Annotated in this window: 19 protein-coding genes; 13 read left to right on the top strand and 6 right to left on the bottom strand. The window is 69.4% G+C overall.

All coding sequences use genetic code 11. The features are described from left to right. The first annotated feature begins 14 nt into the window (after nt 1-14). From IPN47_17915 to IPN47_17905, 3 genes are all read left to right on the top strand, one after another. Nucleotides 15-1,232, top strand: a complete 1,218-nt coding sequence (locus IPN47_17915) for an acyl-CoA dehydrogenase family protein (GenBank protein MBK9409883.1) — start codon at nt 15-17, stop codon at nt 1,230-1,232. Next, nucleotides 1,229-2,935, top strand: coding sequence for an AMP-binding protein (locus IPN47_17910; protein ID MBK9409882.1), 1,707 nt, complete (start codon nt 1,229-1,231; stop codon nt 2,933-2,935). The genes IPN47_17915 and IPN47_17910 overlap by 4 nt, the downstream gene beginning before the upstream one ends. Nucleotides 2,936-3,016: 81 nt before the next feature. After that, entirely contained in the window at nt 3,017-3,358 is a 342-nt protein-coding gene (locus IPN47_17905) for a RidA family protein (GenBank protein ID MBK9409881.1), read from the top strand. A 15-nt stretch (nt 3,359-3,373) separates the two neighbouring features. Here the strand turns inward: IPN47_17905 and IPN47_17900 are convergent, their stop codons facing one another. Beyond that, nucleotides 3,374-4,390, bottom strand: coding sequence for a hypothetical protein (locus IPN47_17900; protein ID MBK9409880.1), 1,017 nt, complete (start codon nt 4,388-4,390; stop codon nt 3,374-3,376). A 145-nt stretch (nt 4,391-4,535) separates the two neighbouring features. Between IPN47_17900 and IPN47_17895 the strand changes: the two genes are divergently transcribed. Next, nucleotides 4,536-6,002: an MATE family efflux transporter gene (locus IPN47_17895; GenBank protein ID MBK9409879.1), complete on the top strand. Its 1,467-nt coding sequence runs from the start codon at nt 4,536-4,538 to the stop codon at nt 6,000-6,002. Between the two features lie 192 nt (nt 6,003-6,194). Here IPN47_17895 and IPN47_17890 read toward each other — a convergent pair whose 3' ends face one another. Further along, nucleotides 6,195-8,603 (bottom strand): TonB-dependent receptor, encoded by a 2,409-nt coding sequence (locus IPN47_17890; protein ID MBK9409878.1) that lies wholly within the window; start codon nt 8,601-8,603, stop codon nt 6,195-6,197. A gap of 144 nt (nt 8,604-8,747) precedes the next feature. Here IPN47_17890 and IPN47_17885 point away from each other — a divergent pair, with 144 nt between their 5' ends. Continuing rightward, nucleotides 8,748-9,926 (top strand): patatin-like phospholipase family protein, encoded by a 1,179-nt coding sequence (locus IPN47_17885; protein ID MBK9409877.1) that lies wholly within the window; start codon nt 8,748-8,750, stop codon nt 9,924-9,926. Here IPN47_17885 and IPN47_17880 read toward each other — a convergent pair. Then, nucleotides 9,895-10,065, bottom strand: a complete 171-nt coding sequence (locus IPN47_17880; protein MBK9409876.1) for a DUF2256 domain-containing protein — start codon at nt 10,063-10,065, stop codon at nt 9,895-9,897. The two genes, IPN47_17885 and IPN47_17880, sit on opposite strands and share 32 nt — an antisense overlap. 112 nt (nt 10,066-10,177) lie before the next feature. Continuing rightward, nucleotides 10,178-10,606 carry a hypothetical protein gene (locus tag IPN47_17875; protein MBK9409875.1) on the bottom strand — a complete coding sequence of 143 codons (429 nt, stop codon included), beginning with the start codon at nt 10,604-10,606 and terminating at the stop codon, nt 10,178-10,180. Between the two features lie 350 nt (nt 10,607-10,956). On the opposite strand from IPN47_17875, the gene IPN47_17870 reads away from it, so the two are divergent. From IPN47_17870 to IPN47_17855, 4 genes are all read left to right on the top strand, one after another. Continuing rightward, nucleotides 10,957-11,253, top strand: coding sequence for a hypothetical protein (locus IPN47_17870; GenBank protein ID MBK9409874.1), 297 nt, complete (start codon nt 10,957-10,959; stop codon nt 11,251-11,253). A 570-nt stretch (nt 11,254-11,823) separates the two neighbouring features. Next, complete coding sequence (locus IPN47_17865; protein MBK9409873.1) at nt 11,824-12,540, top strand: hypothetical protein; 717 nt, start codon at nt 11,824-11,826, stop codon at nt 12,538-12,540. 149 nt (nt 12,541-12,689) lie between these two features. After that, a complete protein-coding gene (locus tag IPN47_17860) occupies nt 12,690-13,190 on the top strand; it encodes a hypothetical protein (GenBank protein ID MBK9409872.1) in 501 nt (166 codons plus the stop codon). A gap of 369 nt (nt 13,191-13,559) precedes the next feature. Then, a complete protein-coding gene (locus IPN47_17855) occupies nt 13,560-14,285 on the top strand; it encodes a TonB family protein (GenBank protein ID MBK9409871.1) in 726 nt (241 codons plus the stop codon). A 79-nt stretch (nt 14,286-14,364) separates the two neighbouring features. Here IPN47_17855 and IPN47_17850 read toward each other — a convergent pair whose 3' ends face one another. After that, the gene (locus tag IPN47_17850) at nt 14,365-15,576 is read right to left on the bottom strand and encodes a hypothetical protein (protein MBK9409870.1); all 1,212 of its coding nucleotides are present in this window, start codon (nt 15,574-15,576) and stop codon (nt 14,365-14,367) included. 42 nt (nt 15,577-15,618) lie between these two features. Here IPN47_17850 and IPN47_17845 point away from each other — a divergent pair, with 42 nt between their 5' ends. The 4 genes from IPN47_17845 (at nt 15,619) to IPN47_17830 (ending at nt 19,811) form a co-directional block, all read left to right on the top strand. Beyond that, on the top strand, nt 15,619-17,214 hold the full coding sequence (locus IPN47_17845; protein ID MBK9409869.1) for an FAD-binding oxidoreductase: 1,596 nt from the start codon (nt 15,619-15,621) through the stop codon (nt 17,212-17,214). A 48-nt stretch (nt 17,215-17,262) separates the two neighbouring features. After that, nucleotides 17,263-18,012 (top strand): FAD-dependent thymidylate synthase, encoded by a 750-nt coding sequence (gene thyX, locus IPN47_17840; GenBank protein MBK9409868.1) that lies wholly within the window; start codon nt 17,263-17,265, stop codon nt 18,010-18,012. A 270-nt stretch (nt 18,013-18,282) separates the two neighbouring features. Continuing rightward, nucleotides 18,283-19,242, top strand: a complete 960-nt coding sequence (locus tag IPN47_17835; GenBank protein MBK9409867.1) for a hypothetical protein — start codon at nt 18,283-18,285, stop codon at nt 19,240-19,242. Nucleotides 19,243-19,394: 152 nt separating this feature from the next. After that, a complete protein-coding gene (locus IPN47_17830) occupies nt 19,395-19,811 on the top strand; it encodes a hypothetical protein (GenBank protein MBK9409866.1) in 417 nt (138 codons plus the stop codon). Between the two features lie 105 nt (nt 19,812-19,916). On the opposite strand, the gene IPN47_17825 is transcribed toward IPN47_17830, so the two are convergent. Continuing rightward, nucleotides 19,917-22,922: a response regulator gene (locus IPN47_17825; protein MBK9409865.1), complete on the bottom strand. Its 3,006-nt coding sequence runs from the start codon at nt 22,920-22,922 to the stop codon at nt 19,917-19,919. Nucleotides 22,923-23,290: the final 368 nt, after the last annotated feature.

Genomic DNA, 23,290 nt, shown 5'->3' with positions numbered 1-23,290 from the left:
AGGACATCGAATCCATGAGCGACACGACGTACCTCGACTGGCCGTTCTTCGACGAGTCGCATCGTACCTTCGCACGCGACCTGGCGCTGGCGGCGTCGCGGGAGGTGACGGCGTGGGAACACCTCATCGCCCACGAGACGGTCGACGTCGCCTCGGCGACGCTGGCGCGGCGCTTCGGGCAGGCGGGGTGGCTGCAGCACGTCGTCCCGGCCCCGTTTGGCGGCGCGCGCGACGTGCTGGATGTGCGCACCCTCTGCCTCGCCCGCGAGACGCTGGCCTACCACAACGGGCTGGCCGACTTCGCCTTCGCCATGCAGGGCTTGGGGAGCGGCCCTATCTCGCTGTACGGGAGCGAGGCACTCAAGGCGCACTACCTCCCGCGCGTGGCCCGCGGCGAGGCGATCGCCGCCTTTGCCCTCTCCGAGCCTAACGCCGGCAGCGACGTCGTGTCGATGACGACGACGGCGCGACGCGAGTCCGACGGCGGGTGGCGACTGGACGGCGAGAAGACGTGGATCTCCAATGGGGGGATCGCCGACTTCTACACGGTCTTTGCGCGCTACCCGGAAGGCGGCGAACGTTCGTTCGCCGCCTTCGTCGTGGAGGCCGACACGCCGGGGTTCCGGGTCGCCGAGCACATCGACGTGATCGCGCCTCACCCGCTGGCCCGCATCACCTTCGACGGATGCCGCCTTCCCGCGAGCGCGCTCATCGGCGAGGCCGGCAAGGGGCTGCGCATTGCGTTAGGCACGCTCGACGTGTTCCGCTCCACGGTGGGTGCGGCGGCCCTCGGCTTCGCGCGGCGGGCGCTCGATGAGGCGGTGGCCCACACACGCCAGCGGCGCGCCTTTGGCCAGGCACTCAGCGACTTCCAGCTCGTGCAGGCGCGCCTGGCCGACATGGCGCTGGCGATCGATGCCAGCGCGTTGCTCATCTACCGCGCGGCGTGGACGAAGGACACGCGTGGGACGCGCATCACGCGCGAGGCCGCAATGGCCAAGCTGCACGCCACCGAAAGCGCCCAGCAGGTGATCGACGGCGCCGTGCAGCTGCTGGGGGGGCTGGGCGTGCGCACGGGCCACGTCGTGGAGTCGCTGTATCGCGAGATCCGCGCGCTGCGCATCTACGAGGGGACGAGCGAGATCCAGAAGCTGGTCATCGCCGGGCAGGTGCTCGGGTCGGCGAGCCACGAGGGGCAATCACCGCACCAGGCGCGGGAGGGCCAGGCATGAGCGAGCCCACGACGCGCCGCCTCCCAGGCGGTGTGGCCACCGCACACGTCGACCACTTCGCGCACGATGCCCTCCCCGCGCGCGACCTGTGGCCGACGATGGATTATGCCGGCATCCCGGAGTTGGACTATCCCGACCGGCTGAACTGCGCCGCCGAGCTGCTGGATGGGGCGGTCGCGCGCGGATGGGGCGGTCGCCCCTGCTTCCGTGCCCCCGGCCTCATGTGGAGCTACGCCGACCTGCTGGCCAGGGCCAACCAGATCGCCCACGTGCTGGTGGACGACCTCGGTCTCGTTCCGGGGAACCGTGTCCTCCTGCGTGGCCCCAACTCGCCAATGATGGCCGCGCTCTGGTTTGCGGTCCTCAAGGCCGGCGGCGTCGTGGTCAGCACCGTCCCGCTCAGCCGGGCCCGCGAGCTCGTCTTCATCGCCGACAAGGCACGCATCGCGCTCGCCATCACCGACGCGCGCCTGGCCGCCGACTGTGCGGTGGCGATGGCGCACCATCACGATGGCCGCGCGCGTGAGGGGGGACGGGTCGTCGAGTACAACGTGGCATCCGATGTCGACGCCACCGGGTCGATCGAGGCGCTGATGGCGGGGAAGCCGGTGACGTTCACCAACGTCGCGACCGCCGCCGACGACGTCGCGCTCATCGCCTTCACCTCGGGCACCACCGGCGAGGGGAAAGGGACGATGCACTTCCATCGGGATGTGCTCGCGATCTGCGACTGCTTCCCGCGGTACGTGCTCAAGCCGGAGATGGACGACGTCTTCGTCGGCTCCCCGCCGTTTGCCTTCACCTTCGGGCTCGGGGGGCTGGTCCTCTTCCCCATGCGCGTCGGGGCGAGCAGCGTCCTCCTGGAGCAGGCGACCCCCCCGTTCCTCATCCAGGCGATCCAGGAGTACCGGGCGACGACCATCTTCACCGCGCCGACCGCCTATCGTGCGATGCTGGGGATGCGACAGGACTACGACCTCTCCTCGCTCAAGCGCTGCGTCTCGGCGGGGGAGGCGTTGCCGCTGTCGACCTTCACCGCCTGGCGAGAGGCGACCGGACTCACGATCATCGACGGGATCGGCGCCACGGAGCTGCTGCACATCTTCATCAGCGCCTCGGGAGACGACGTGCGCCCGGGGGCAACGGGGCGCGTGGTGCCGGGCTACGAGGCGTGCGTGATGGACGAGTCGATGCGCCCCGTCCCCGACGGCACCATCGGGCGACTCGCCGTGCGCGGCCCCACCGGGTGCCGATACCTCGACAACCTCGAACGCCAGCGCGCGTACGTGCAGGGGGGCTGGAACCTCACCGGCGACTCCTACATTCGCGATGCCGGCGGCTACTTCTGGTACCAGGCGCGCACCGACGACATGATCATCTCGTCGGGGTACAACATCTCCGGCCCCGAGGTGGAGGGGGTGCTGCTGGAGCACCCGGCGGTGCAGGAGTGCGCGGTCATCGGCGTGCCGGACGAGCATCGCGGGCAGCTCGTGAAGGCCTTCGTCGTGACCAGACCCGGCGTCGAGCATTCCACGGCGACGGCGCGGGTGCTGCAGGACTGGGTGAAGGAACAGCTCGCCCCGTACAAGTACCCGCGGGCCGTGGAGTTCGTCGACACGATGCCGCGCACGGCGACCGGCAAGCTGCAACGCTTCGTGCTGCGCGACCGCGCGCGCGAGACCGCCACCGAACCGAGGAGTTGACCCGTGGCCGAACGCGAAGGCGCGCTCCCCTCCCCGCTCGCCACCCCCGGTTGGCCGCGCCCCTCAGGCTATTCGGACGGCATGACGGCGCGCGGACGCCTGGTGGTGACCGCCGGACAGATCGGGTGGGACCCCGTCACCATGCAGTTCCAGAGCGATGACTTCGCGACACAGTGTGCGCAGGCCTTTCGCAACGTGATGGCAGTGCTCGCGGCCGCCGGCGCCTCGGGAGAGCACCTCGTGCGCCTCACGTGGTACGTCACCAGCCGCGACGAGTACACGGCGGCGCTGCGCGAGGTGGGGCGTGCCTATCGAGAGATCGTGGGGCGCCACTTCCCGGCGATGGCGGTGGTGATCGTCGCCGGTCTGGTCGAGCCGCGCGCCAAGGTCGAGATCGAAGCGACGGCGGTCATCCCCGACTGACCGCTCGGCGACGCCTCAGTCGACGACGAGCGTGGGCAGTTCGCGCGACGACTCCGGCGTGCCGGTCGTTCGCGCCTCGCGCGCCGTCAGCCGCAGCGCACGCTGCAGCCACCAGGCGAGGAAGACGGCGACGACCACCCGACCGCCCAGCGTCGCCGCTGGCGACAGCACGTGGAGCGCCTTGAGGATCACCGGGACCGCATACCAGTAGTACGTCCCCGCCGCGATCGCCGAGAGCAGCGGGAGGGCAAGCGCCGCCGTCGCACCGGAGATGAAGATCAACGTGCCGAACAGCGCCGCGCTCTGGAGTGCGTGTTCGAGCATGTGCGCATAGATCGTCCACGCCGCCGACGCCTCGGCGTCGCTGACGTTGAAGTAGCCGTAGACGAATCCCGGGAAGGCGATGGCGAAGAGCCCAAACGCCGAGAGCAGCCACCCACGCCCCCGCCGTGCGGGACCGAGGAGCTGCGCGACCGCCTTGCTCCGGGCGTTGTCGAGGCACCCACGCGGGGTGCAGGCGCTGCAGGTGGCGCAACGCGGGTTGTCGACGGCGATCGACGGTTGCAGTCCGTAGAGCTGCTCGACGGGGAGCACCGGGCAGAGGTAGTTGCAGAAGCCGGCGCGCGCCTCGTAGCGGCGTCCGAGGACCACCGCCGCCACGGCCGCCCCGACCACGAGTAGGGCCAGCGCCTCGCCACGCACGTTGAAGGCGAAGTGACGCGCGGGGACGAGCACGAAGAGCGCGAGCATCGCCGGAGCGCCGGCCCATCGCGAGACACGCGACGGGAGGCGCCGCCCCCCCGGGGTGTTTGCCAGCATGTTGAGCGTGGCGAGCGGACACACGCCCCGCCATAGCAATGGAGTGACGAGGAAGCTGAACGGGAGGAGGGGGACCACCACGCCCCAAAAGAGCGAGAGCGACGGCTCCGGGCTCAACCAGACGGCCACGAGAAAGGCCAGCGTCGCGAGCAGCATCGCCCCCTGGAGCAGATGCCACGGGTGGCTGGGACTGGGGGCGTGGACGCGCGTCATGGTCGCGGAGAATGGCGACGGCGCGCACGACTGTCGAGAAGGAGTTCCCCCGACGCGAATCGGCGTAGGTTGCCGATGGTGCCGCGACCCGCGGAATGTGACGGCGCTTTCCCGCGCAGGGTCTGGCCAACAGACGCCACCAGCCATGCCAGAACAGTCACCGCCACCGGCCGATACGTCGGCAGCCAGCGCGACGTCGTCCGGCGACGCCCTCGTTCTCGCCCCCGGGCGATCGACCTGGGCGCTGATCCGCGACGCGCTGCGCGGCACGCACATCGACTACACGAAGGGCGCCACCGGGCAGGCGATCCTCATCCTCGCCATCCCGATGGTCCTCGAGATGTCGATGGAGAGCATCTTCGCCGTCGTCGACGTCTTCTTCGTCTCCCGGCTCGGCCCGCAGGCCATCGCGACCGTCGGCCTCACCGAGTCGATGCTGACGCTCGTCTACACCTTGGCCATGGGCTTGGGCATCGGCGCCACCGCCATGGTCTCGCGCCGCATCGGCGAGCACGATCCCGTGGGCGCCTCGCGCGCGGCGATGCAGGCCATCTGGCTCGGCGCCTTCCTGTCGGTCACGTTAGGCGTGGCCGGGGCGGTCCTTGCCCCGCAGCTGCTGGCACTGATGGGGGCCGAGCCCGCGGTCATCGCCACGGGGAGCAACTTCACCCGCGTGATGCTCGGCGGCAACGCGAGCGTCCTCATGCTCTTCCTGCTCAACGCGATCTTCCGTGGTGCGGGCGACGCGGCCATCGCCATGCGCACGCTCTGGCTGGCCAACGCGATCAACATCGCCCTCGGCCCCTGCCTCATTTTCGGGCTCGGCCCCTTTCCCGAGATGGGGGTGACCGGCGCGGCGGTCGCGACGACGATCGGGCGCGGGACGGGGGCGCTCTACGCGCTCTCCCGCCTCCTGCGTCCCGGGGGACGCGTGCACCTCTCCGCGCGCTACCTGCGCATCGAGCCGGTGCTGATGTGGCGCATGATCCGCCTCTCGGCGGCGGGGACGTTCCAGATCTTCATCGGGATGGCGAGCTGGGTCCTGCTCATCCGCGTCCTCTCGGGGTTCGGGAGCGAGGCGCTTGCGGGCTACACCATCGCCATGCGCGTCGTCACCTTCGCCCTCCTCCCCTCATGGGGGATGAGCAACGCGGCGGCCACCATGGTGGGGCAGGCGTTAGGCGCGGGGAAACCCGATCGTGCCGAGAAGGCGGTCTGGATCGCGGGGCGGTACAACGTCGTCTTCCTCGGGATCGTCGAGGCGCTGTTCATCATCCTGGCGCCACAGATCGTGGCCCTCTTCACGCAGGACGCCGGCGTCGCGCGCTATGCCGTCGACGCGCTGCGCCTCGTGTCGGGCGGATTCGTCTTCTATGCGTACGGGATGGTCCTCACGCAGGCGTTCAACGGCGCCGGCGACACCTGGACGCCGACGCTGGTGAACCTCGGCTGCTTCTGGTTCTGGGAGATCCCCCTCGCCTGGGCGCTCGCCTTGCACCTGAAGCTGGGACCGCACGGCGTCTTCCTGGCGGTGGCCATCGCGTACGGGACGCTGGCGGTGGTCAGTGCGATCCTGTTCAGGCGCGGGAGCTGGAAGTTGAAGCACGTGTAGTCCTGCAAGACGGGATGCGAGTGACGGCCGCTGCCACGACAACTACTAACGCTCGACACGGAGGTCCACGGGGGTCACATGGGGGTTCACGGAGGACGACAGCCTAACGCGCTCTTCTCCGTGAAGCCCCGTGTTCCCCTCGTGAACCCCCGTGTCTTGCTTCGTGAAACGGCCGCCCTGCGCCGGTCCAGCCTAGAACGAGGTGCCGACCGTCAGGAAGACGAGACGCTTCGAGCCGGCCATCAGGGTCTCCAGGTCGCCGCTCACCGAGAAGCCGCCGGTGCCGACGGTCGCGATGTACTTCTCATCCAGGAGGTTCATCGCGCTCATCTGGATCGAGAGCCCCTTGAGCGCCCCGACCCGCTTGAACGTGTAGCCGGCCGACATGTCGAGCGTCGTGTACGACGGCGCCGCGATGTCGTTCAGGATGCTGAAGTAACGCTTCCCCACGTGGCGGGCGCTGAGCGAGCCGAGCACGCCGCCGCGGGTGAGGCGCAGCGAGCTGTTGGCGAGGACCTTGGGGGCATCGACCACCGTCTTGCCTGACGAGGCGACCGTCGTCGTCCCGCTCTTGTAGTCGTTGTCGATCTTGCTGTCGTTGAACGCCGCCGAGTTGACCCAGCTCAGGCCGTCCGCCAGGCGGAAGGAGAGCAACGCCTCGGCGCCACGCGTGGACACGCCGCCCACATTGGCGAACGACGAGACGCAGGTGGCGGTCAGCGGACAGACCGCCACGCCGATGAGGCGGTTGTTGTAGTCGATGGTGTACAGCCCCAGCGACGCCTCGACGCGCTCCTTGCGCATGCGCACCCCACCCTCGATGGTCGTCGCCTTCTCGGGCTTGGTGTTGTCCTTGAAGAAGTCGAAGGCCGTCGCGTTGGTGTTGTACACACCGCTCTGCGGCGAGTACGGATACGCGTTCACGTTCTGCGAGAAGTTGCCGAAGAACTGCCAGTCGCGATCAGCCGACCAGACGAGCCCCACCTGCGGCAGCAGCCCACCGTCGGTCGGGATCGAGACGTTGGGACGCGTCGGGTCGCCGAACAGCTTGGCGGCCGCGTCGGTCTTGCCGTTGTTGGTGAAGTCGGCGCCGATGGAGAGGTACTTCACGCCATACGACACCTTGAGCCGCTCGCCGGCGAAGGTGTTGGTGTTCTGCACGTAGAGCGTGCGCGTCGAGATGTCGCCGGTGCGATCGAAGAACTGCGCCAGCACGTTCGAGAAGTCCACGACCGGGCTGCTGGCGTAGTTCTTCATGCGCCACGCCTTGCGCGTGATGTTGGCTTCGTTCTGTTCCAGCCACCCACCGACCTCGAGGTCGTTCCCGCCAAACTGGAAGCGACCGCGCGCCAGGACGCCCATGCGCCGCGTGTCGTAGATGGTCTGGCGGAAGTAGATGGGGTCCGGCGAGAAGGCAGTCGAGCCGTAGTTGGGGGCGTGCCAGTCGCCGGCGCCAACGTTCGTGTGCAGGTACGGCTTGAGGCTCACCAATGCGCGATCGTTCAGCTGGAAGTCGGCCGAGAGGTAGGCCAGGTGGTCGCGACGGGCGCCCTGCGCCGAGTGGAAGTACGCCTGGTCCGGGTTGCTCGACGTGGCGGCCACCTTGGCCGCGTCCCAGCTGGCGAACTGGTCCCAATCGCGCCCGGACTGGTTGAAGCGCGCCAGGGTGAGGTCGGTGTAGTCGGACTCGGTCTTGTCGGCGAAGTTGTAGTAGGCGGTGAACTTGTGCGCCCCGCGAAGGAGCTGCGCCTTCCAGTTCACCTGGTCCATCCACTGCTCCCCCGCGCCGCCCACGAGCCCGTTCTGCGCGAAGAGCCCTGAGCGCGCCGGCGAGAAGCGTTCGCCCGACCCCTTCCACTTGTCGGTGTCGTAGCGCGAGAAGCTCAGGTAGCTCTTGAACGCCGTGCTCCCGCTGGAGAGGAGCCCGGACTCGAACTTGAGCGACGAGCGACGGGCGCTGGACGCCCCCACCATCTGTCGCAGCGAGACGCCGCGCGTGTTGGAGGGGTCGACGCTCGTGTACTGCACCACGCCCCCCAGGTTGTTGCTCGATGCGGTGCCTAACGCGCTGCCGCCCTGCGTGACCGTCGCGTCCGACAGGTTGTCGGAGTCGACGGCGCGCCCGACGTTGAGGCCGTTGAAGTTGCCGTACGACATGTCGCCCAGCGTGATCCCGTCGAAGGTCTGCCCGACCTGCGACGACTGGAAGCCGCGCATGGTGATGCGCGTCGCCCATTCATAGAGGCCGAAGGGATCGGCCCCCTGCATGTTGACCCCGGGAAGCCGCTCGATGGCCTTGAGCGGCGAGGTCCCCGACGGCGCGAGCTGCACGTCGAGCTTGGAGATGGCGTTCCCGGCGCGCACCTGCCCGAGCCCGGTGGCGGAGCCACGGACCTCGATGGTGCGCAGCACGCGGGTGGAATCGCGCGACGTGGAGTCGGCGCGCTGGGCCTGCAGGGGGGCGACGGTGACCAGGGCAAGGGCCAGCGCCCGGGCGACGAGCAGGGGGGATACCACGAGTCGCGCGCGCGGGGCGATGGCCCCGTCACGAGATGCGCTGGCGTACTCGTGCGCGTGCGGCGAACATGAGACGGACGTCATGAAGGCTCCGAGGTGAAGAGCACGGGCGCCGTTGCCCGTGACACCAGCGAAGCTCTCGGTCGCACGTAACGCCTTGGTCGCACCGCGGCCTGCACTCCGGTAACGACGTCGGCACGAAGCGGGATACTTTCGAGGAGCGTCCCCATGTCCACCCCATTGCGCCCAACCCCGGTCACCGACGGCCTGGCCCTCGTGCTCGGCGGCGGTGGCGCGCGCGGCGCGTACCAGGCGGGGCTGCTGCGCGCCATCGCGCGCCACTATCCACAGTTGCAGCTCCCCATCCTGGTCGGCGTCTCGGCCGGGGCGATCAACACGGTGCACCTCGCGTCGCACCGCGGCACCTTCGCCGAGTCCACCGAGCAACTCGTCAGGCACTGGCTGGCGATGTCGCCCGAGCAGGTGTATCGCGTGGACGCGCGCTCGCTGCTCACGGGGGTCATTCGCTCGGGCTATGGGCTCATGTCGGGCGATCCATCGGAACGCGAACGGGTGCGCGGGATGGTCGACACGGCGCCGCTGCGCGACTTCCTCGAACGCACACTCGAACGGGACGAGACCGGGGCACTTCCGGGGATCCGGTACAATCTGGAGCGCGGGACGCTTCAGGCCGCGGCGCTCAGTGCGACGAGCTATACCACCGGACAATCCGTGACCTGGGTCGAGGGGCGACGCCCCCTGATGTGGGAGCGCCCGCAGCGCCGCAGCGTCATCGCACGGTTAGGCATCGATCACGTCATGGCGTCGGCAGCGCTGCCGATCTTCTTTCCCGCCGAGCGCGTGGAGCACGAATGGTACGGCGACGGCGGGATGCGCCTCACGGCGCCGCTCTCGCCGGCGCTGCACCTCGGGGCGTCGCGCATCCTGACCATCTCCACGCGCAGCGACGCCTCGCGCCGGCGCCCCGTACCGACCGAACTCCCGGCCTATCCGCCGCCGGCGCAGATCCTCGGCACGCTCTACAACGCCGTCTTCCTCGACGTCATCGACCAGGACGTGGTGCGAACGAACATGATCAACGACCTCGTGCAGCGAGTGCCGCCCGAGCAGCGCGACGGGATGCGCGTGGTCGACATCCTCGTCCTGCGCCCGTCGGTCGACCTGGGACAGCTGGCCCGGGAGTACGAGCCGCGACTGCCACGCGTCTTTCGATTCCTGACGCGAGGACTCGGCACGCGCAAATCGGCGAGCCCCGACATCCTCTCGCTCCTCATGTTCCAGGAGGACTTCCTGAAACGCGTGATCGCGTTGGGCGAGGAGGATGCGGAACGGCAGCACTCCCGCATCGCCGCGTTCATCGAGGGGCGGACGCTCGCCCCTGCGTGAGGCGACAGCCGTCGCTGCAATACTTCACCTGCTCCCAGTCGCGCGCCCACTTCTTTCGCCAGGTGAACGGCCGGCCACAGCTGGCGCAGATGCGGGTTGGGCGCTGCGAGGGCGGGCGAGCGCGATTGGGACGCGGCACGGCTAACAGGGGACGAGGCGGTGGGGCACGACAACACGGCGCCGCCGGGCGAGCGAGAGACCTCCGCCGCCTGACGCACACGAGTATCAACGCCGTGATATGCCCTGTCGGTTCACGCGCTGCGGACGACGTGCCCGTCCAGGAAGTCCGTCACCTCTTCCCATCGGTCGCTCCCCGGCTCGATCCCGAGCAGTGAGAACGCCTCGTCGATGTCACGCACCAGGTGCAGGTCGTGCGGAGTGTCCTCGGTCAGGATCTGATACATGCGCGCCATCCCGAAGATCTCGTCGGTGGTGATGACGAAGACGCGCATCGCCCCACCGGTGAACGGTTGCGCGCTTGCGGCGTCGCGGATATCGCGCGCCGTCACCTCGAGGGAGGTGAGCTGTCGGAAGTCGATGAGCTGACGCAGGCTGGGCTCGAAGTCGGGCGAATGCCGCAGCTCATGTTCATGCCGGCGGAGGTCCTCGCTCGACAGCGCACCGTCTACGCGGGTGACGGCCAATCGAAGCGTCGCATTTATCTGCAGTGCATACGGCATCAATTCACTCAGGCGTTCGGCACGGATCGGATCCGTGCGTCGTGACGGAATCCTTCGTGAGTGGACGGTCGTGCTCGTCAGCGACGCCCGCAATTGAAAAGTCCGCAACAACCTCGGGGATTCCCCGATTTGGTCCTCCCTCCGCACCGCAGCGGCCGGCGGCCCTCCCGAATCGCGGTTTTTCGGGGATCGCTAAAGTTCCGTCGACCGCTGCCGACACTCCCACTCAGCAGTGTATCCGCCCCGCAGAGCAGCGCCTCCAGGTCGCCCACACGGTGCCCCGACAGGTCGCCCCCTCCGCGAGCGCCGGCGAGTGCCGGAACCGTGACCCCGCCTTCAGGAGTGCGTGCATGGCAATCAACGCGATATCCAGCAGTCTCACCGCTATCCAGCGACAGTCGGCGTCGATGGACCGTGCGGCCGAGAAGGTGGCGCGCGCGACTACCACCAACGTCACCGATGCCCCGACCAACGCCAAGGAGGCGGAGGCGTTGGCGGCCCAGGAGACGGGCCTTCTGGACGGCACCGTGGAAATGATGGTGTCCAAGCGGATGTTCTCTGCCGCGCTGAAGATGGCCGCCGCCGCCAACGAGGGGATCAGCGAAGCACTCCGTATTGGCGGTTACGACAACGCCGCCGCGGCCTGACGATTCGAGGGGGAGCCCAGCTCGTAGACAGCCGAACCTGCCCGTGACGCTCCCCCGCCCACGGTAGCACGGCAAGCCCCCCGACCCATCGCCCGGTCCGCACCGACCGCCGATTCGACGCCTCGCGCCGGATCGGCGGTCGCTTTTTCCGCCCCACGACGTCGCGGGAAAAGACGCGTCGCGAGATCGAGTCGCCAGACCGCATCACTCCGGCATTCTGCAACGTCGACGTCAGACGACGCCGATGGCGAGCGCCCGCGACACGCCTTGGCGGAGCACCAGCGCGTGCGACCGTTCCTTCATCGTGCTTCCAGACAAGTTCAGGACGGAACATCATGCCCGCGGAAGGCGGCAAGTCGATGCAAGAAAACGACTTGCGGCAAACCTCGCGGGAAATCTGTCCCTTCGATTCTCCGAATCGGCCGCCGACGGCATGCCGCGTGCAATTGTGAGGTATCGCACATCGGCGAGGCATTGCATCGCACCGAAGCAGTCCCTCGGGCGGCAACTCTCGCCGATGTGCGCCACCGGAATCTCCCGGCCGTGTCCTCAGCCCTGCGTCTTCCGATTATGCGCCTCTCCCGTCCGTTACTCGCCCTCGTCGCTCTCGCCGCCACGGCCTCTCCTGCCCACGCGCTGAAGCAGCCGGTCCCGACGTACCGGGTCAAGAACCTCCAGTTCCAGACGAGGGCGCCGAATCCCGCGGTCACGGCCTACGGCTACTATGTGGGCCCCTTCACGGGAACGGTGCTCTCCGATCCGACGCGTCCGTCGCTCAACCTGTTCTGCGTCGACATCCTGAACAGCATCAGCTTCGGGCAGAAGTGGACGGGGGTGTTCACCCGCCTCTCCTCGAACGACTTGAGCGCCACGCGCCACGGCAACGCCAAGCAGGTCAACTACCAGAAGGCGGCCTTCCTCGCCTCGACGTACAAGGCCCCTGGCATCCAGACGGCACAGTGGGGTGGGATCCAGACCGCAATCTGGAACCTGCTCAACCCGGGCAACCCCAACGGCGGGGCGAACCCGGCGATCAATTCGTCGGAGGCCTACTGGCTGAACCAGGCCGACTCGTGGTATAACAATGGTGGGGCGTCGACCTTCGATTTCTCGCGCTGGTCGATCGTCACGGATGTGAACGCCGCCGGACGCGTCTCCGGGGTGGGGGCGCAGGAGTTCCTGACCGATACGGTCGCGACCCCTGAGCCTGAGACCTGGATTCTGCTCGGCACCGGGGTGCTCGTCATCCTCGGCGTGGCGATGACGAAGGGTGCCATTCGGTTCTAGTCGCGTCTCCCCCTTTCGGCGCGACCGGTGGAAAGTGGGCTGGGTCCCGGAACCCAGCCCACTTTTCATTGTTACCCCCTCGGCATAACGTGACGGGCACCCAGGGCAATCGTCGCTCGCTCGGTCCCCTGCCACCGAATCCCGATTCCATGAATGGCACGCATTACGACGCCGACGCGCTGATCGCGCCGCTGTACGTCCTGGCCTTCCTCCTCGTCGCAACGCCGGCGCTGGACTTCGTGACCAGCATCGTCCCCCTGCGTGTGAGCGACATCGAGTGGCGTTTTGCCTCCGTGGGGCTGCTCTCGGGCTTCCTCCTCACCCCGCTCCTCGGGGTCGGCTTGGCGATGGGAGTCGCGGCGTACGCCTCACACCAGCGTTTCCAACGCATCATGGCGATCGCCAACCTCGTGATCGCTGCGTGCTTCGTGGCGCTGCTGCTCTTCTTCCTGCTCGACATCTTCCAGCTGCGCAACGTGGTGCAGGCGGAGGCCCAGCAGGCGTTCGAGTCGGCGGCGTCGAAGGCGGTGGTCAAGCACCTCACCTTCGTCGTCGCCGTGGGCTTCATGGGGCTGCGCGGGTTCCGCATGTCGAAGCTGACGGACATCGAACCGGCACGCCCGCGAGCGTCGGTGGTCATTGGCGGTTAGGGGTGTGAGCGACCGCGTCGACGCCGCCAGCGCGAGCGACCGCGCCAGGTAGCGTTTCGGCTCAGCGTCGCCGTCCGCCACCCTGATGCGATTTGGGCGACCCGACTGTCGTCTTGGGTCGAGGGGATACGCAGTGAGAGCGGGGACGCGTCGTCTCGCCTGCTTCGGGGCGAACCGTGGTGAAGAGCACGACGCCTTCCTGGAGGAGCGGCCCCCGCAGTTCACCGGCCGGTAACATGCGTTGGCGGCGTGGGATGGGCCGTTCGCCCCTCGCCGCTTGTTCCCGTTCGAGACGCGCCCCATACTCGTAGTGGCCGACGGACGCCCCGTCGGTCCCTCAGCCGTCCGCCGTCATGCGCGGAGGTTCCCATGCTGTTCCGACGCCTACTCGAGTCAAGCGCCCGCGCGAGCACGCTCGCCAGTGTAGAAGGCTACACGGTGAGCCTCGTGGCGCACGCCGCGATCATCGGCAGCACCCTGGTCGCCTCGCACGAGGTGAAGCCATCCGACCTGGCCAACTCGTTCACGCCGGTCGCGTTCTTCATCCCGAAGGATCGCATCCTCGGCTCGCGCCCAAAACAGGAACGCATCACGTACATGTCGACCGAGCGCGCCGGCGGCGCCGGTGATGAGAAGATCGACCCGGCAGCGTCCAAGCCTCGCCAGCGGGAAGTGGAGTCGGGCCCCGGGGTGACGGAGTTGAGCAGCGAGCTCTCCGACGCGCAGCAGTCGGCCCCCGAAGCACCGGGCGACTCGGTGATGACGGTGCTCGAGGTCGACTCGGCCGCGGCGCGATTCGACGACAGTGCGGCGCCGCCGTATCCGCCGGAGATGCTGGAAAAGAAGATCGAAGGGTCGGTGGGGATTCAGTACATCGTCGACACGACGGGGACCGCCGACGCCTCGAGCATCGTCATCCTCTCCGCCACGCATCCCGACTTCGCCAATTCGGTGAAGGCCACGCTGCCGCAGATGAAGTTCCGCCCGGCGGTCATGGGGGGGCGCAAGGTGCGGCAGCTCGTGCAGCAGCTGTTCGCCTTCCGGATCGACACCACGCTCGTCGCGCAGCGCCCCAAGAAGTCCGACAAGCCGTAGTTTGGCGCATCGCTGGGCACGGCGCGCCGCGCCGCCCCTGCGAGCGCCGCCTCCGCCTGCGCCAGTCAGCGAGCGCCGCTCAGCGTGCGCCGTCCGTGACGAGGGCGCGATACGACGTCCAGCCGCCACCGCGGTAGCGTCGCGCGAAGTCGTCGATGGGCTGCAGCAGCTGCACGCTCGCGAAGCCCGGCACGGCGAGCGGATGCTGGTCGCCGAACTGCCGCCCGAAGTACGACCGGATGATCACCGAGCGCCGGTCGCGCGGCAAGGCGGCGACGCCGCGCGCGAAGTCGTCGAAGGCGCGCTCCCCCCACAGGTAGAACTCGACGTTCGACGTGTAGAGCGCCGAGACGGTCTCCCGGGCGGCCGCGACCTCGCGGGCGATGGCGGGGAGCGCGTGCGTGCCGCCCAGGTTGCCGACCACGGGGATGATGCGATGCGTCTCGTGCATCGCCTTCACGACGCGCCAGTCGTCCTCGCTCGCGAGATATGACACCTGCTTGCCGTCGGTATCGCGCGCCCGCACGAGGTCGCGCAGCGTGGGATAGTACGGGCGCGGCGCTCGGCCAAACGACGTGAAGCGGAGATCGAGCCCCTCGCGCGCGAACGTGGCCGCAAAGCGCTCGATCGTGGCGCGATCGGTGGCCGACAGCGGGATGCCGGTGGCGACGGCGTCGCGCACGAGCAGCGATTGCAACTGGCGGGCCCCGGCCTCGTCGCGCCGGGCCCCATCGACGTAGCGGACGATGTCATCGATGGGGCGTGCCCCCCATGCCCCCGGATCGGGGGGAAGCGCGCGCCCCAACCAGAGACAGAGGAACTCGATGCGACTCGACGCACGGGCGAAGAGCGCCTTGAACATCAGGTGCTGGAGCAGGTTGTCGCGTCGCACGTCGACGAGGTAGGCCACGCGCGGACGGATGACCGCGAGGTAGGAATAATTCTGGTCGGGGCCGACGCCGATGTAGGCGCCCCCGGTGACGCCGAGCGCGCGCAGGCGCGGGACGACGTGCAGGTACGACGCCTCGTTCGAAATGAGGTTGTCGGTGTCGAAGAAGCCGCTGGCCTCCGACAGGCGCGCGACGGCGGCGGCGAAGGCGGTATCGGCACGGGGGCGCCCGCCGTCACGACGCGACGGCGAGACGGCGGAGGTCGCGCGCTGCGCCACGACCGGTCGGGGGGCGACCGCGACACCGACCATCACCGCCAGTGCGGCCAACCCAACCAGGGTGATCCTTCCCCAGATCGCCCGGGCGACCTCCCGATTGTCGCAGCGCTCGCGTGGCATCATTCTCCCTGCATGAGGTCTCATTTCGTTCACACGCCGCCTCGCATGCGTGGCCCCTTCCGCACCGATGATGCGGCCCGTGCCGTGTACTCGGAAAGCGCCGGGGTCCTCCAACTCGTTCCGCTCGCTGTCGCCGTCCCTGCAGACGCCGACGACGTCGTCGCGCTCATGCGCTGGGCCGCCACCGAGCGCGTCCCCCTCGTCCCGCGTGGCAGTGGCAGCAGCATGGGAGGGGGGGCGGTGGGTGACGGAGTCGTGGTCGATCTCTCGCGCCTCACCGATCTGGCCCCCGTCGACCTCGAGCGTCGTACGATCTGGGGGGGAGCCGGTGTGCTGCGTCGCGAGGTGGAGCAGGCAGCGAACGCCGAACAGTTGCGCTTTCCCGTCGATCCGTCGAGTGGGAGCTTTGCCACAATCGCGGGCATGGCATCGACCAACGCCGCGGGCCCTCGCACCCTGGCCTTCGGCGCCATGCGCCGATGGGTCCAGGCGCTCGACTGCGTCTTTGCCGATGGGAGCCGGGCGACGATCCGCCGCGGCGACGCGCTCCCCACGGGGAGTGGCGCTCTCGATCGTTGGAGCGCGGTGGCCCACGACGTTCGCGCCGCCGCGCAGGCGCTCCCGCCCTCCCGGGTGCGCAAGGAGTCGTCCGGCTACGGGGTGCACGACTTCGCGGCCAGCGGCGACCTCGTCGACCTGCTCGTCGGGAGCGAGGGGACGCTCGCCCTCTTCACCGGCGTCGAGTTGCGCCTGACGGACGTCCCACCGTCGACGGCCAGCGTGCTCGCCTCGTGGCCCTCGCTCGAGCTGGCCGTGGTCGGCGCCGCCCTCGCCCGCGACGCCGGCGCCACGGCGTGCGAACTGCTCGACCGCACCTTCCTCGACGTCGCGCGCAGTGCGCAGCCACTCCCGGTCCCCGACGACGCCGAGTGTGTCCTCCTGATCGAGCTGGAAGGCGATGCGTCGGTCGCCGATCGCGCCACGACGCTGGCGCAGGCGTGCGACGCGAAGGGCGCCACCAGCGTCCTGGTGGGGCTCGATCCGGAATCGGAGGAGGCGCTGTGGACGCTGCGGCATGCGGCGAGCCCCATCCTCTCGCGCCTCGATCCCCACCTCAAGTCGATGCAGATCGTCGAGGATGGCTGCGTCCCGCCTCCGCGACTTGGCGACTATGTGCGCGGCGTGCGCGACGCCCTCGCCGCGTCGCGCTTTCGTGGGGTGATCTTCGGCCACGCCGGCGACGCGCACGTGCACGTGAATGCGCTGGTCGATGTGCGCGACGACGACTGGCGCGAGCGCGTGCGTCTCCTGTACGTCAACGTCGTCGCCCTCACCTCGGCGCTCGGTGGGACCGTCGCCGGCGAGCACGGTGACGGCCGGCTCCGCACGCCGGTGCTGGCGCAGCTGTGGTCGGCCGATGCCCTGGCGCTCTTCACGCGCATCAAGGCCGCCTTCGACCCCGCCGCGATCCTGAACCCCGGGGTGAAGGTCGCCCCGCGCGACCTGGACCTGTTCGCGCACATCAAGTACGACCCCGCCCTGCCGGCGCTCCCCGAGCCGGCTCGCGCCGCGTTGCAGCGCGTGGAGCGCGAGCGCGCGTACGATGCTGCGCGGCTGGAGATGCTGTCCGAGCCCGCATAGGTTTCCCCCGCCGCCATCTCTCGTTTCCCGCCTCCCGTCTCCCGCCCGATGTTCTACTACGAGCCCCGCGTCACCGTCCTCGCCCGCCCGGCCTTCACCGAAGCGGCACATCTCCCGGTGTCGTGGAGTGGAGAGTCGACCGATGGCGAGCGGCTCGCCGAGTTCGCGGGACGCCTGTGCTACATGAGCCAGCGCAATCCCGCCGGGCGCTCCACGCGCGAGTACCTGCAGAACATCCTCAAGCAGGGGCATGGGAGCGTGCTGGAGCACGCCAACTACTCGCTTCTGCTGGAGGGGATTTCGCGCTCGCTGACGCACGAACTGGTGCGCCACCGCGCGGGATTCGCCTACTCGCAGCTGAGCCAGCGCTACGTGGACGAGTCGGAGGCCGCCTTCGTCGTGCCGCCGGCGATCATCGGCGATGAGGCGCTGGAAACGGCGTGGCGCACGCAGGTGGAGTCGGCGCAGCAGACGTACGTGGCGCTGGTGGACGATCTGATGCAGCGCTATGCCTGGGTGGCCGACAAGGTGCACCGCCGCAAGATGGCACGAGAAGCGGCACGTGGCGTCCTCCCCAACTCCACCGAGACCAAGATCGTGGTGACCGGGAACGTGCGTGCCTGGCGCACGATGCTCGAGCTGCGCTGCGGTGAAGGGGCCGAGCAGGAGATCCGGCGCCTGGGGCTCATGGTGCTGCGCACGATGCAGCACGAGGCCCCCGCCTTCTTCGGCGACTTCGAGGTCTACATGGCCGAAGATCGTCGCGAGTCGGCGCGTCCGGGGTTCCACAAGGTCTGAGCGAACGACGACGCGTCCTCAACGGGGCGACGCGCGTTAGGCTGGGGGGACCGACCCATGGGTCGGTCCCCTTTTTGATGCCTGACGGGACCCGACGGTGGTGCCTGACGGGGACCGGATGGTGGTGCCTGACGGCGCATTGTGGGTACTGGCCGCGCCGGGCGGTCCCATCCGTGTTGACCGTCGATGCGCGCTCCGGTAGTATTGCGGCCTTCCAGACGGCCTCGAGCATAACGACGGTAGGCGACTCGGCACACGATGCGCATTGGCGTGACGTTGGACACAGGGCCTAACGCAGAGGGCGCGCTCATCGAGCGGGCACTCGAGTCGATGGGCGAGGTGACCTTCCTCCCCGCGGACGACCAGCTCCCGTCTCGGCTCGACGCGGCGCGGCCCGACATCGTCCTCAACCTCGCCCGCGGGGCGGGGGCCCCTGAGCGACGGCTGCACGTCCCCGCCTTCCTCGAGTACTTCGCCATTCCGTTCAGTGGGAGCGACTCGGTCACGCACGCCACCTGCGTGGCGCGCGGGCGCATGAAGTCGACGCTCGCATCGCACGGCGTCCCGACGGCGAGCTATGCCATCGTCCACTCGCTCACCCAGCTCGCCCCGTACGCGCGCCGTGCCTTTCCGTTCGCCGTGCGGCGCGATCGCGGGGTGTCGTCGTGCTTTGCCACACTCATCGCCCACGACTTCGACGAGTTGGAGTCGATCGTCGCGGAGCTGCTGGGCGCCTCGAGCGAACCGATCCTGATCGAGCGTTTCCTCCCCGGCGAGTCGTTCGTGTGCGGCATCCTGGGCAACGGTGACAGCGCCGTGATGCTTCCCGCGCTTGGGGTCTCCAACGATCCCTTCGCCCCCGCCGTCACGGCGAGCACGGCGATCCCGCTGAGTGCCGACGGGCTGGCGGAGGAGGTGGAGGCGATCGCGTTACGCGCCTTTCACGCCCTGGGGTGCCGCGACGTGGCCCGCGTGGACATTCGCCTCTCGGACACCGGCGTCCCCAACGTGTGCGCCGTCGATCCGATTCCGGCGCTCGCGGTCGCTGGTGACGGAGGGCTGCTGACCGCCGCGCGCGCCGCAGGGCTGGCCGACGAGGAGTTGGTGCAGCGCTGCCTGCTCCTGGCGGCAGAGCGCGTCGGGCTCGCGATCCCGAGCGCGCCGCTGCTGGCGCGACTGGCGCGGCGTACGCCAGCGTCCGGGGCGCGCATTCGACGCGTGGCGTCCTGACGCGCCGGCCCGTTCAGGGGCGCTCGCGCACCGTTCCGTAGCGGGGCAACACCGTCCGTCCCACGCGTCTGGACAGGCGACTGCATGAGCGGACAAGTTGGAGCACGCCCCCGTTCCCCAACCCCGCACAGCACATGACCCCACGATCCGTCATGCGGCGCCTCCTCCTGGGAGTGGCGCTGGCGTCCGTTGTCTCCGGAGGGTGCGCGACTGGTAGTGGCGGTCGTGGTAGCGCCGGCCAGGGGCGGCAGTCGGACGTCATCTATGGCAGCGAAATCGCCAAGTCGAGCGCGCTCAACGCATACGACGCGGTGCGCCTGTTGCGTCCGGCCTTCCTCGCGGGACGCGGCCCGACCACGCTCCTGCGTCCGCGCGAGAGCAGCGTGTCGCCCGTGGTGTACCTCGACAACCAGCGGTACGGCGATTCGTCAACGCTGCGCAACATCCCGATCGACGGGATCGTCGAGATTCGCTTCGTCGGCGCCACACAGGCACAAATGCGCTGGGGGATGGACCACCCGGCGGGGGCGATCCTCGTGCTCACCGGAGCCGCGCGCCGCGTCCCCTGAGCGAGCGTCCGGCGCGAAGCGTCGTGCTGGCGGCGTGACGGCTCGAAGTTCGCCGGCCGTCGACGCCTAAACGTCGCGTGCCCGAGGTGCGTGACCTCGGGAGTCCTAGAGGTCGACCGGGGGGGAATGCTGGTCGACCAACTCCCGCAAGCGGGCGCAGACGAGGGCGACATCGTGCCCGATGCGCTCGACCAGCGAGACGAGCGGTGCGTTCGGCCCCGCCTGCGCGGCGGCATCGAGCTCGCGGGCGAGCCGGGTGAGCGCCACGGCGCCTAACGTGGCGGCCGACCCCTGCAGGGCGTGTGCCCCGTTGGCCACCGCATCGGCGTCGCCCGACTCCGCGGCGGCGCGCAGCGTCGCCAGGCGGCGCGGGGCATCGTCGATGAAGAGGTCGACGAGGGCCTGCACGAACTCTTCCCCTCCCTCGCCGTAGGTGTCGCGCAGTCGCTCGATGACGGCGATGTCCACCGCAGGCTCCCCCTGCCGGATCTCCACGGCGGTCCAGCGCTCCACCACCTCGCGCAGGTCGTCGAACACGAGCGGCTTGGCGACGTGGTCGTCCATCCCCGATTCCATCGCGCGGTCACGATCCTCGCGGCGAGCGCTGGCCGTGAGGGCGACGATCGGGAGGCGCGGCGCACCGGTGGCCCGCTCCGCGGCACGGATGGCGCGCGTCGCGGCATATCCGTCCATGTCGGGCATCATGCAGTCCATCAGCACCAGGTCGTACGGCTGTTCGGCCACCCGGCGCACGGCGTCGGCGCCGTCAGCTGCCACGTCGGAGGCACAGCCCAGCTTGCGCAGCATCCCGACGGCCACCAGCTGGTTCACGGCGTTGTCGTCGACGACGAGGATGCGTCGGGTGACGGGAAGCGCCTCGCCGTTCCGCGGGAGACCGTCCCGGTGCGACTGTTCGGCGGCGGACTCGCGCGCGCCCCCCTGCCTGGGCGCCGGCTCTGCCGGGGCGACGGCCGCCACGAGATGCGACGGGCGCAGCGGCAGGGCCAGGATGCTCGAGAAGCCCGCTTCGCGGAGCGAGGCGCTGCTCATGCGCTGCGCAAGCGGCACGATGGCCACGACGGTGTGCAGCCCGGGGAGGGCGCCACGAATGGTCGCGGCGTCGCCTTCCAGCGCCACCGTCGAGGCGCGCCCGCCGACCACGACCGCGGCGAACGTCTGCCCCGGATGCGCCGCGACGATCCCGGGGATGTTGGCCGCGCTGTCCGTCAGGTGCACGACGTAGCCGGCCGCCTCGAGCAGGGGGCGCAACATCCCCGCGCGCTCGCCATCGGGCTCGACGACGATCGCGGCACCACGCGCGAGCTGGAGCCCGACCGAGGGGAGCGCCTTGCCCACCGTCATGCGCAGCGTCACCCAGAAGGTCGATCCCTTGCCCTCGGTGCTGCTCACCCCCGCGCTTCCCCCCATCGCCTCGGCCAGGCGTCGCGTGATGGCGAGCCCGAGCCCCGTGCCACCGAACTTGCGCGTCGTCGAGCTGTCGCCCTGCGAGAAGCTCTGGAAGAGCTGGGGGACCACGTCGGCGCGAATCCCCGGACCGGTGTCGTGGACCGCCAGCCGGATGAGCGACTCGTTCCCCGACCGCTCCAGGCACTCGGCCTCGACGACCACGCGCCCATGGCTCGTGAACTTGATCGCGTTGCCCACGAGGTTCACGAGGATCTGTCGCACGCGCCCCGCGTCGCCATCGAGCAGGCGCGGGCATCCCGGTGTCATGCGCACGAGCGCGTCGATTTCCTTCTCCTCGGCGCGCGCGCCGAGCAGCTCGAGCACATCCTCGATGGTGTGACCGAGGTCGAAGGGGGCGTGCTCGAACTCGAGGCGTCCCGCCTCGATCTTGGACAGGTCGAGAATGTCGTTGATGATCGTGAGCAGCGCCTCGCCCGAAGCAGCGATCGTGCGCACGATGTCGCGCTGCTCGTCGGTGAGGAGCGTATCGAGCAGGAGCTGCGTCATCCCGAGCACGCCGTTCATCGGCGTCCGGATCTCGTGGCTCATGTTGGCCAGGAACTCGGACTTCACTCGGCTCGCCGATTCGGCGGCTTCCTTGGCTTGCAGGAGGGCGCGTTCGGCGGCGCGACGCGCCTCGAACTGGCCGAGCTTCGAGGCCACGTCGTCGACGAGCTTGAGCACCTCCTCGTCCAGCGGCTGCTCGAGGCGACTCTGCAATTCGATGACACCGCGCACCACGCCGCCCACGCGTACGGGGACGCCAAAGACCGACGCAATCCCGGCGCGCTGCGCGGCGGGGGCGCGCGGGCACTGCGCCGCCCGCATCTCGCGGACGTCCTCGACCCAGAGCGGGCGCTCGTTGCTCCACACCTGTCCGGCGAGCCCGATGGAGCGTTCGAAGCGCGCGGCGCGGGTGGCGGTGGCGAGCTCGGCGAGCGTCGGTTCCTCGGCGGCGACGAGCGCGAGGCACTCGAGCGTGCGTTCGTCGCCGGCGTCCCACCAGAGGGCGATCATGTCCCACCCGATGGCGTCAAACAGCGACTGCAGGACGGTGGGGGCGGCGGCGCGCAGCGTGGGGGCGTGCTCCAGCGCCTGCGTGGTCGACGTCTGCGACCCCATGCGACGGTTGGCTTCGCGCAGCTCGGCGCGCTGTTCCGAGAGCTTGGCGGCGAGCTTGCGCACGTCGCTCAGCGCCGCATTCTGCGACATCACCAGCTGCAAGAGGTCGACGACCGGGTCGTGCAGCGCGAAATCGGAGATGTTGAGCCCGTACGCCTTGATCGCCGCCGTGTCGGTGAGCCAGGGCGAGCCAAGGAAGAGGACCGCCTCCTCGCCCGGCACGTGCGACATCTGCCCGCGCAGCTGCATCCCCGACGCCTTGTGCACCAGGAGCCAGAGCAGCCCGGTGTTCTTGACCAACGATCCGAAGCTGAGCGGGACGTGCGGGCGCTCGACGGTGAAGGCGTCCTCGACCGCTACGCCCGGGCGCACGTCGGGGCAGACGCGCCGCAGCGACTTGCCCACCTGCAGGACGGCAAGGTCGGGCCCGATCGCGACGTGAAACGGGAAGGCCGACGCGAACTGCTCGGCCGGGAGCCCGATGTGGAATGTTGCGCTGACGCCGGAACGAGACTCGGGCACCGCTTCCTGTTAGTTATCCAGCTCGATGTGTGCGTGCCCCTTCTCCTCCCTGTGAAGATCGGCAACTTTGGGGGAGTTCTTGACCGATAGAGTGCTGGTGGGATGCCTGTGGATGACGTGAATCGCACGGACGCGCGGCGACGTGCGGTCGGAGGGGCCACGGTGCGTGTCGCGACGGTCGCGGCGCGGCTGGTGCTCGCGCTGCTCGGAGGCGTGGCGGCCTGCAGTGACGACCCCGGCTCTCCGGTCGATCCCACACCGCCCGGGGTCACCGCGGTCGAGGTCGTCCCAGCCACGGCGTGGATCCCGATCGGATCGACGCTGCCGCTGACGGGAACGGCGCGCGATGCCACGGGCGGGGCGGTCTC

It is taken from the genome of Gemmatimonadota bacterium, from assembly GCA_016719105.1.
GTDB lineage: Bacteria > Gemmatimonadota > Gemmatimonadetes > Gemmatimonadales > Gemmatimonadaceae > SCN-70-22.
The sequence above is the reverse complement of the archived record's forward strand: the minus strand, read 5'-3'. Positions and strand labels throughout refer to the sequence as shown.

Coding starts and splice junctions, on each gene's coding strand:
- IPN47_17915 (MBK9409883.1), top strand. CDS start 15: ATGAGCGACACGACGTACCTCGACTGGCCGTTCTTCGACGAGTCGCAT.
- IPN47_17910 (MBK9409882.1), top strand. CDS start 1,229: ATGAGCGAGCCCACGACGCGCCGCCTCCCAGGCGGTGTGGCCACCGCA.
- IPN47_17905 (MBK9409881.1), top strand. CDS start 3,017: ATGACGGCGCGCGGACGCCTGGTGGTGACCGCCGGACAGATCGGGTGG.
- IPN47_17900 (MBK9409880.1), bottom strand. CDS start 4,390: ATGACGCGCGTCCACGCCCCCAGTCCCAGCCACCCGTGGCATCTGCTC.
- IPN47_17895 (MBK9409879.1), top strand. CDS start 4,536: ATGCCAGAACAGTCACCGCCACCGGCCGATACGTCGGCAGCCAGCGCG.
- IPN47_17890 (MBK9409878.1), bottom strand. CDS start 8,603: ATGACGTCCGTCTCATGTTCGCCGCACGCGCACGAGTACGCCAGCGCA.
- IPN47_17885 (MBK9409877.1), top strand. CDS start 8,748: ATGTCCACCCCATTGCGCCCAACCCCGGTCACCGACGGCCTGGCCCTC.
- IPN47_17875 (MBK9409875.1), bottom strand. CDS start 10,606: ATGCCGTATGCACTGCAGATAAATGCGACGCTTCGATTGGCCGTCACC.
- IPN47_17870 (MBK9409874.1), top strand. CDS start 10,957: ATGGCAATCAACGCGATATCCAGCAGTCTCACCGCTATCCAGCGACAG.
- IPN47_17865 (MBK9409873.1), top strand. CDS start 11,824: ATGCGCCTCTCCCGTCCGTTACTCGCCCTCGTCGCTCTCGCCGCCACG.
- IPN47_17860 (MBK9409872.1), top strand. CDS start 12,690: ATGAATGGCACGCATTACGACGCCGACGCGCTGATCGCGCCGCTGTAC.
- IPN47_17855 (MBK9409871.1), top strand. CDS start 13,560: ATGCTGTTCCGACGCCTACTCGAGTCAAGCGCCCGCGCGAGCACGCTC.
- IPN47_17850 (MBK9409870.1), bottom strand. CDS start 15,576: ATGATGCCACGCGAGCGCTGCGACAATCGGGAGGTCGCCCGGGCGATC.
- IPN47_17845 (MBK9409869.1), top strand. CDS start 15,619: ATGCGTGGCCCCTTCCGCACCGATGATGCGGCCCGTGCCGTGTACTCG.
- thyX (MBK9409868.1), top strand. CDS start 17,263: ATGTTCTACTACGAGCCCCGCGTCACCGTCCTCGCCCGCCCGGCCTTC.
- IPN47_17830 (MBK9409866.1), top strand. CDS start 19,395: ATGCGGCGCCTCCTCCTGGGAGTGGCGCTGGCGTCCGTTGTCTCCGGA.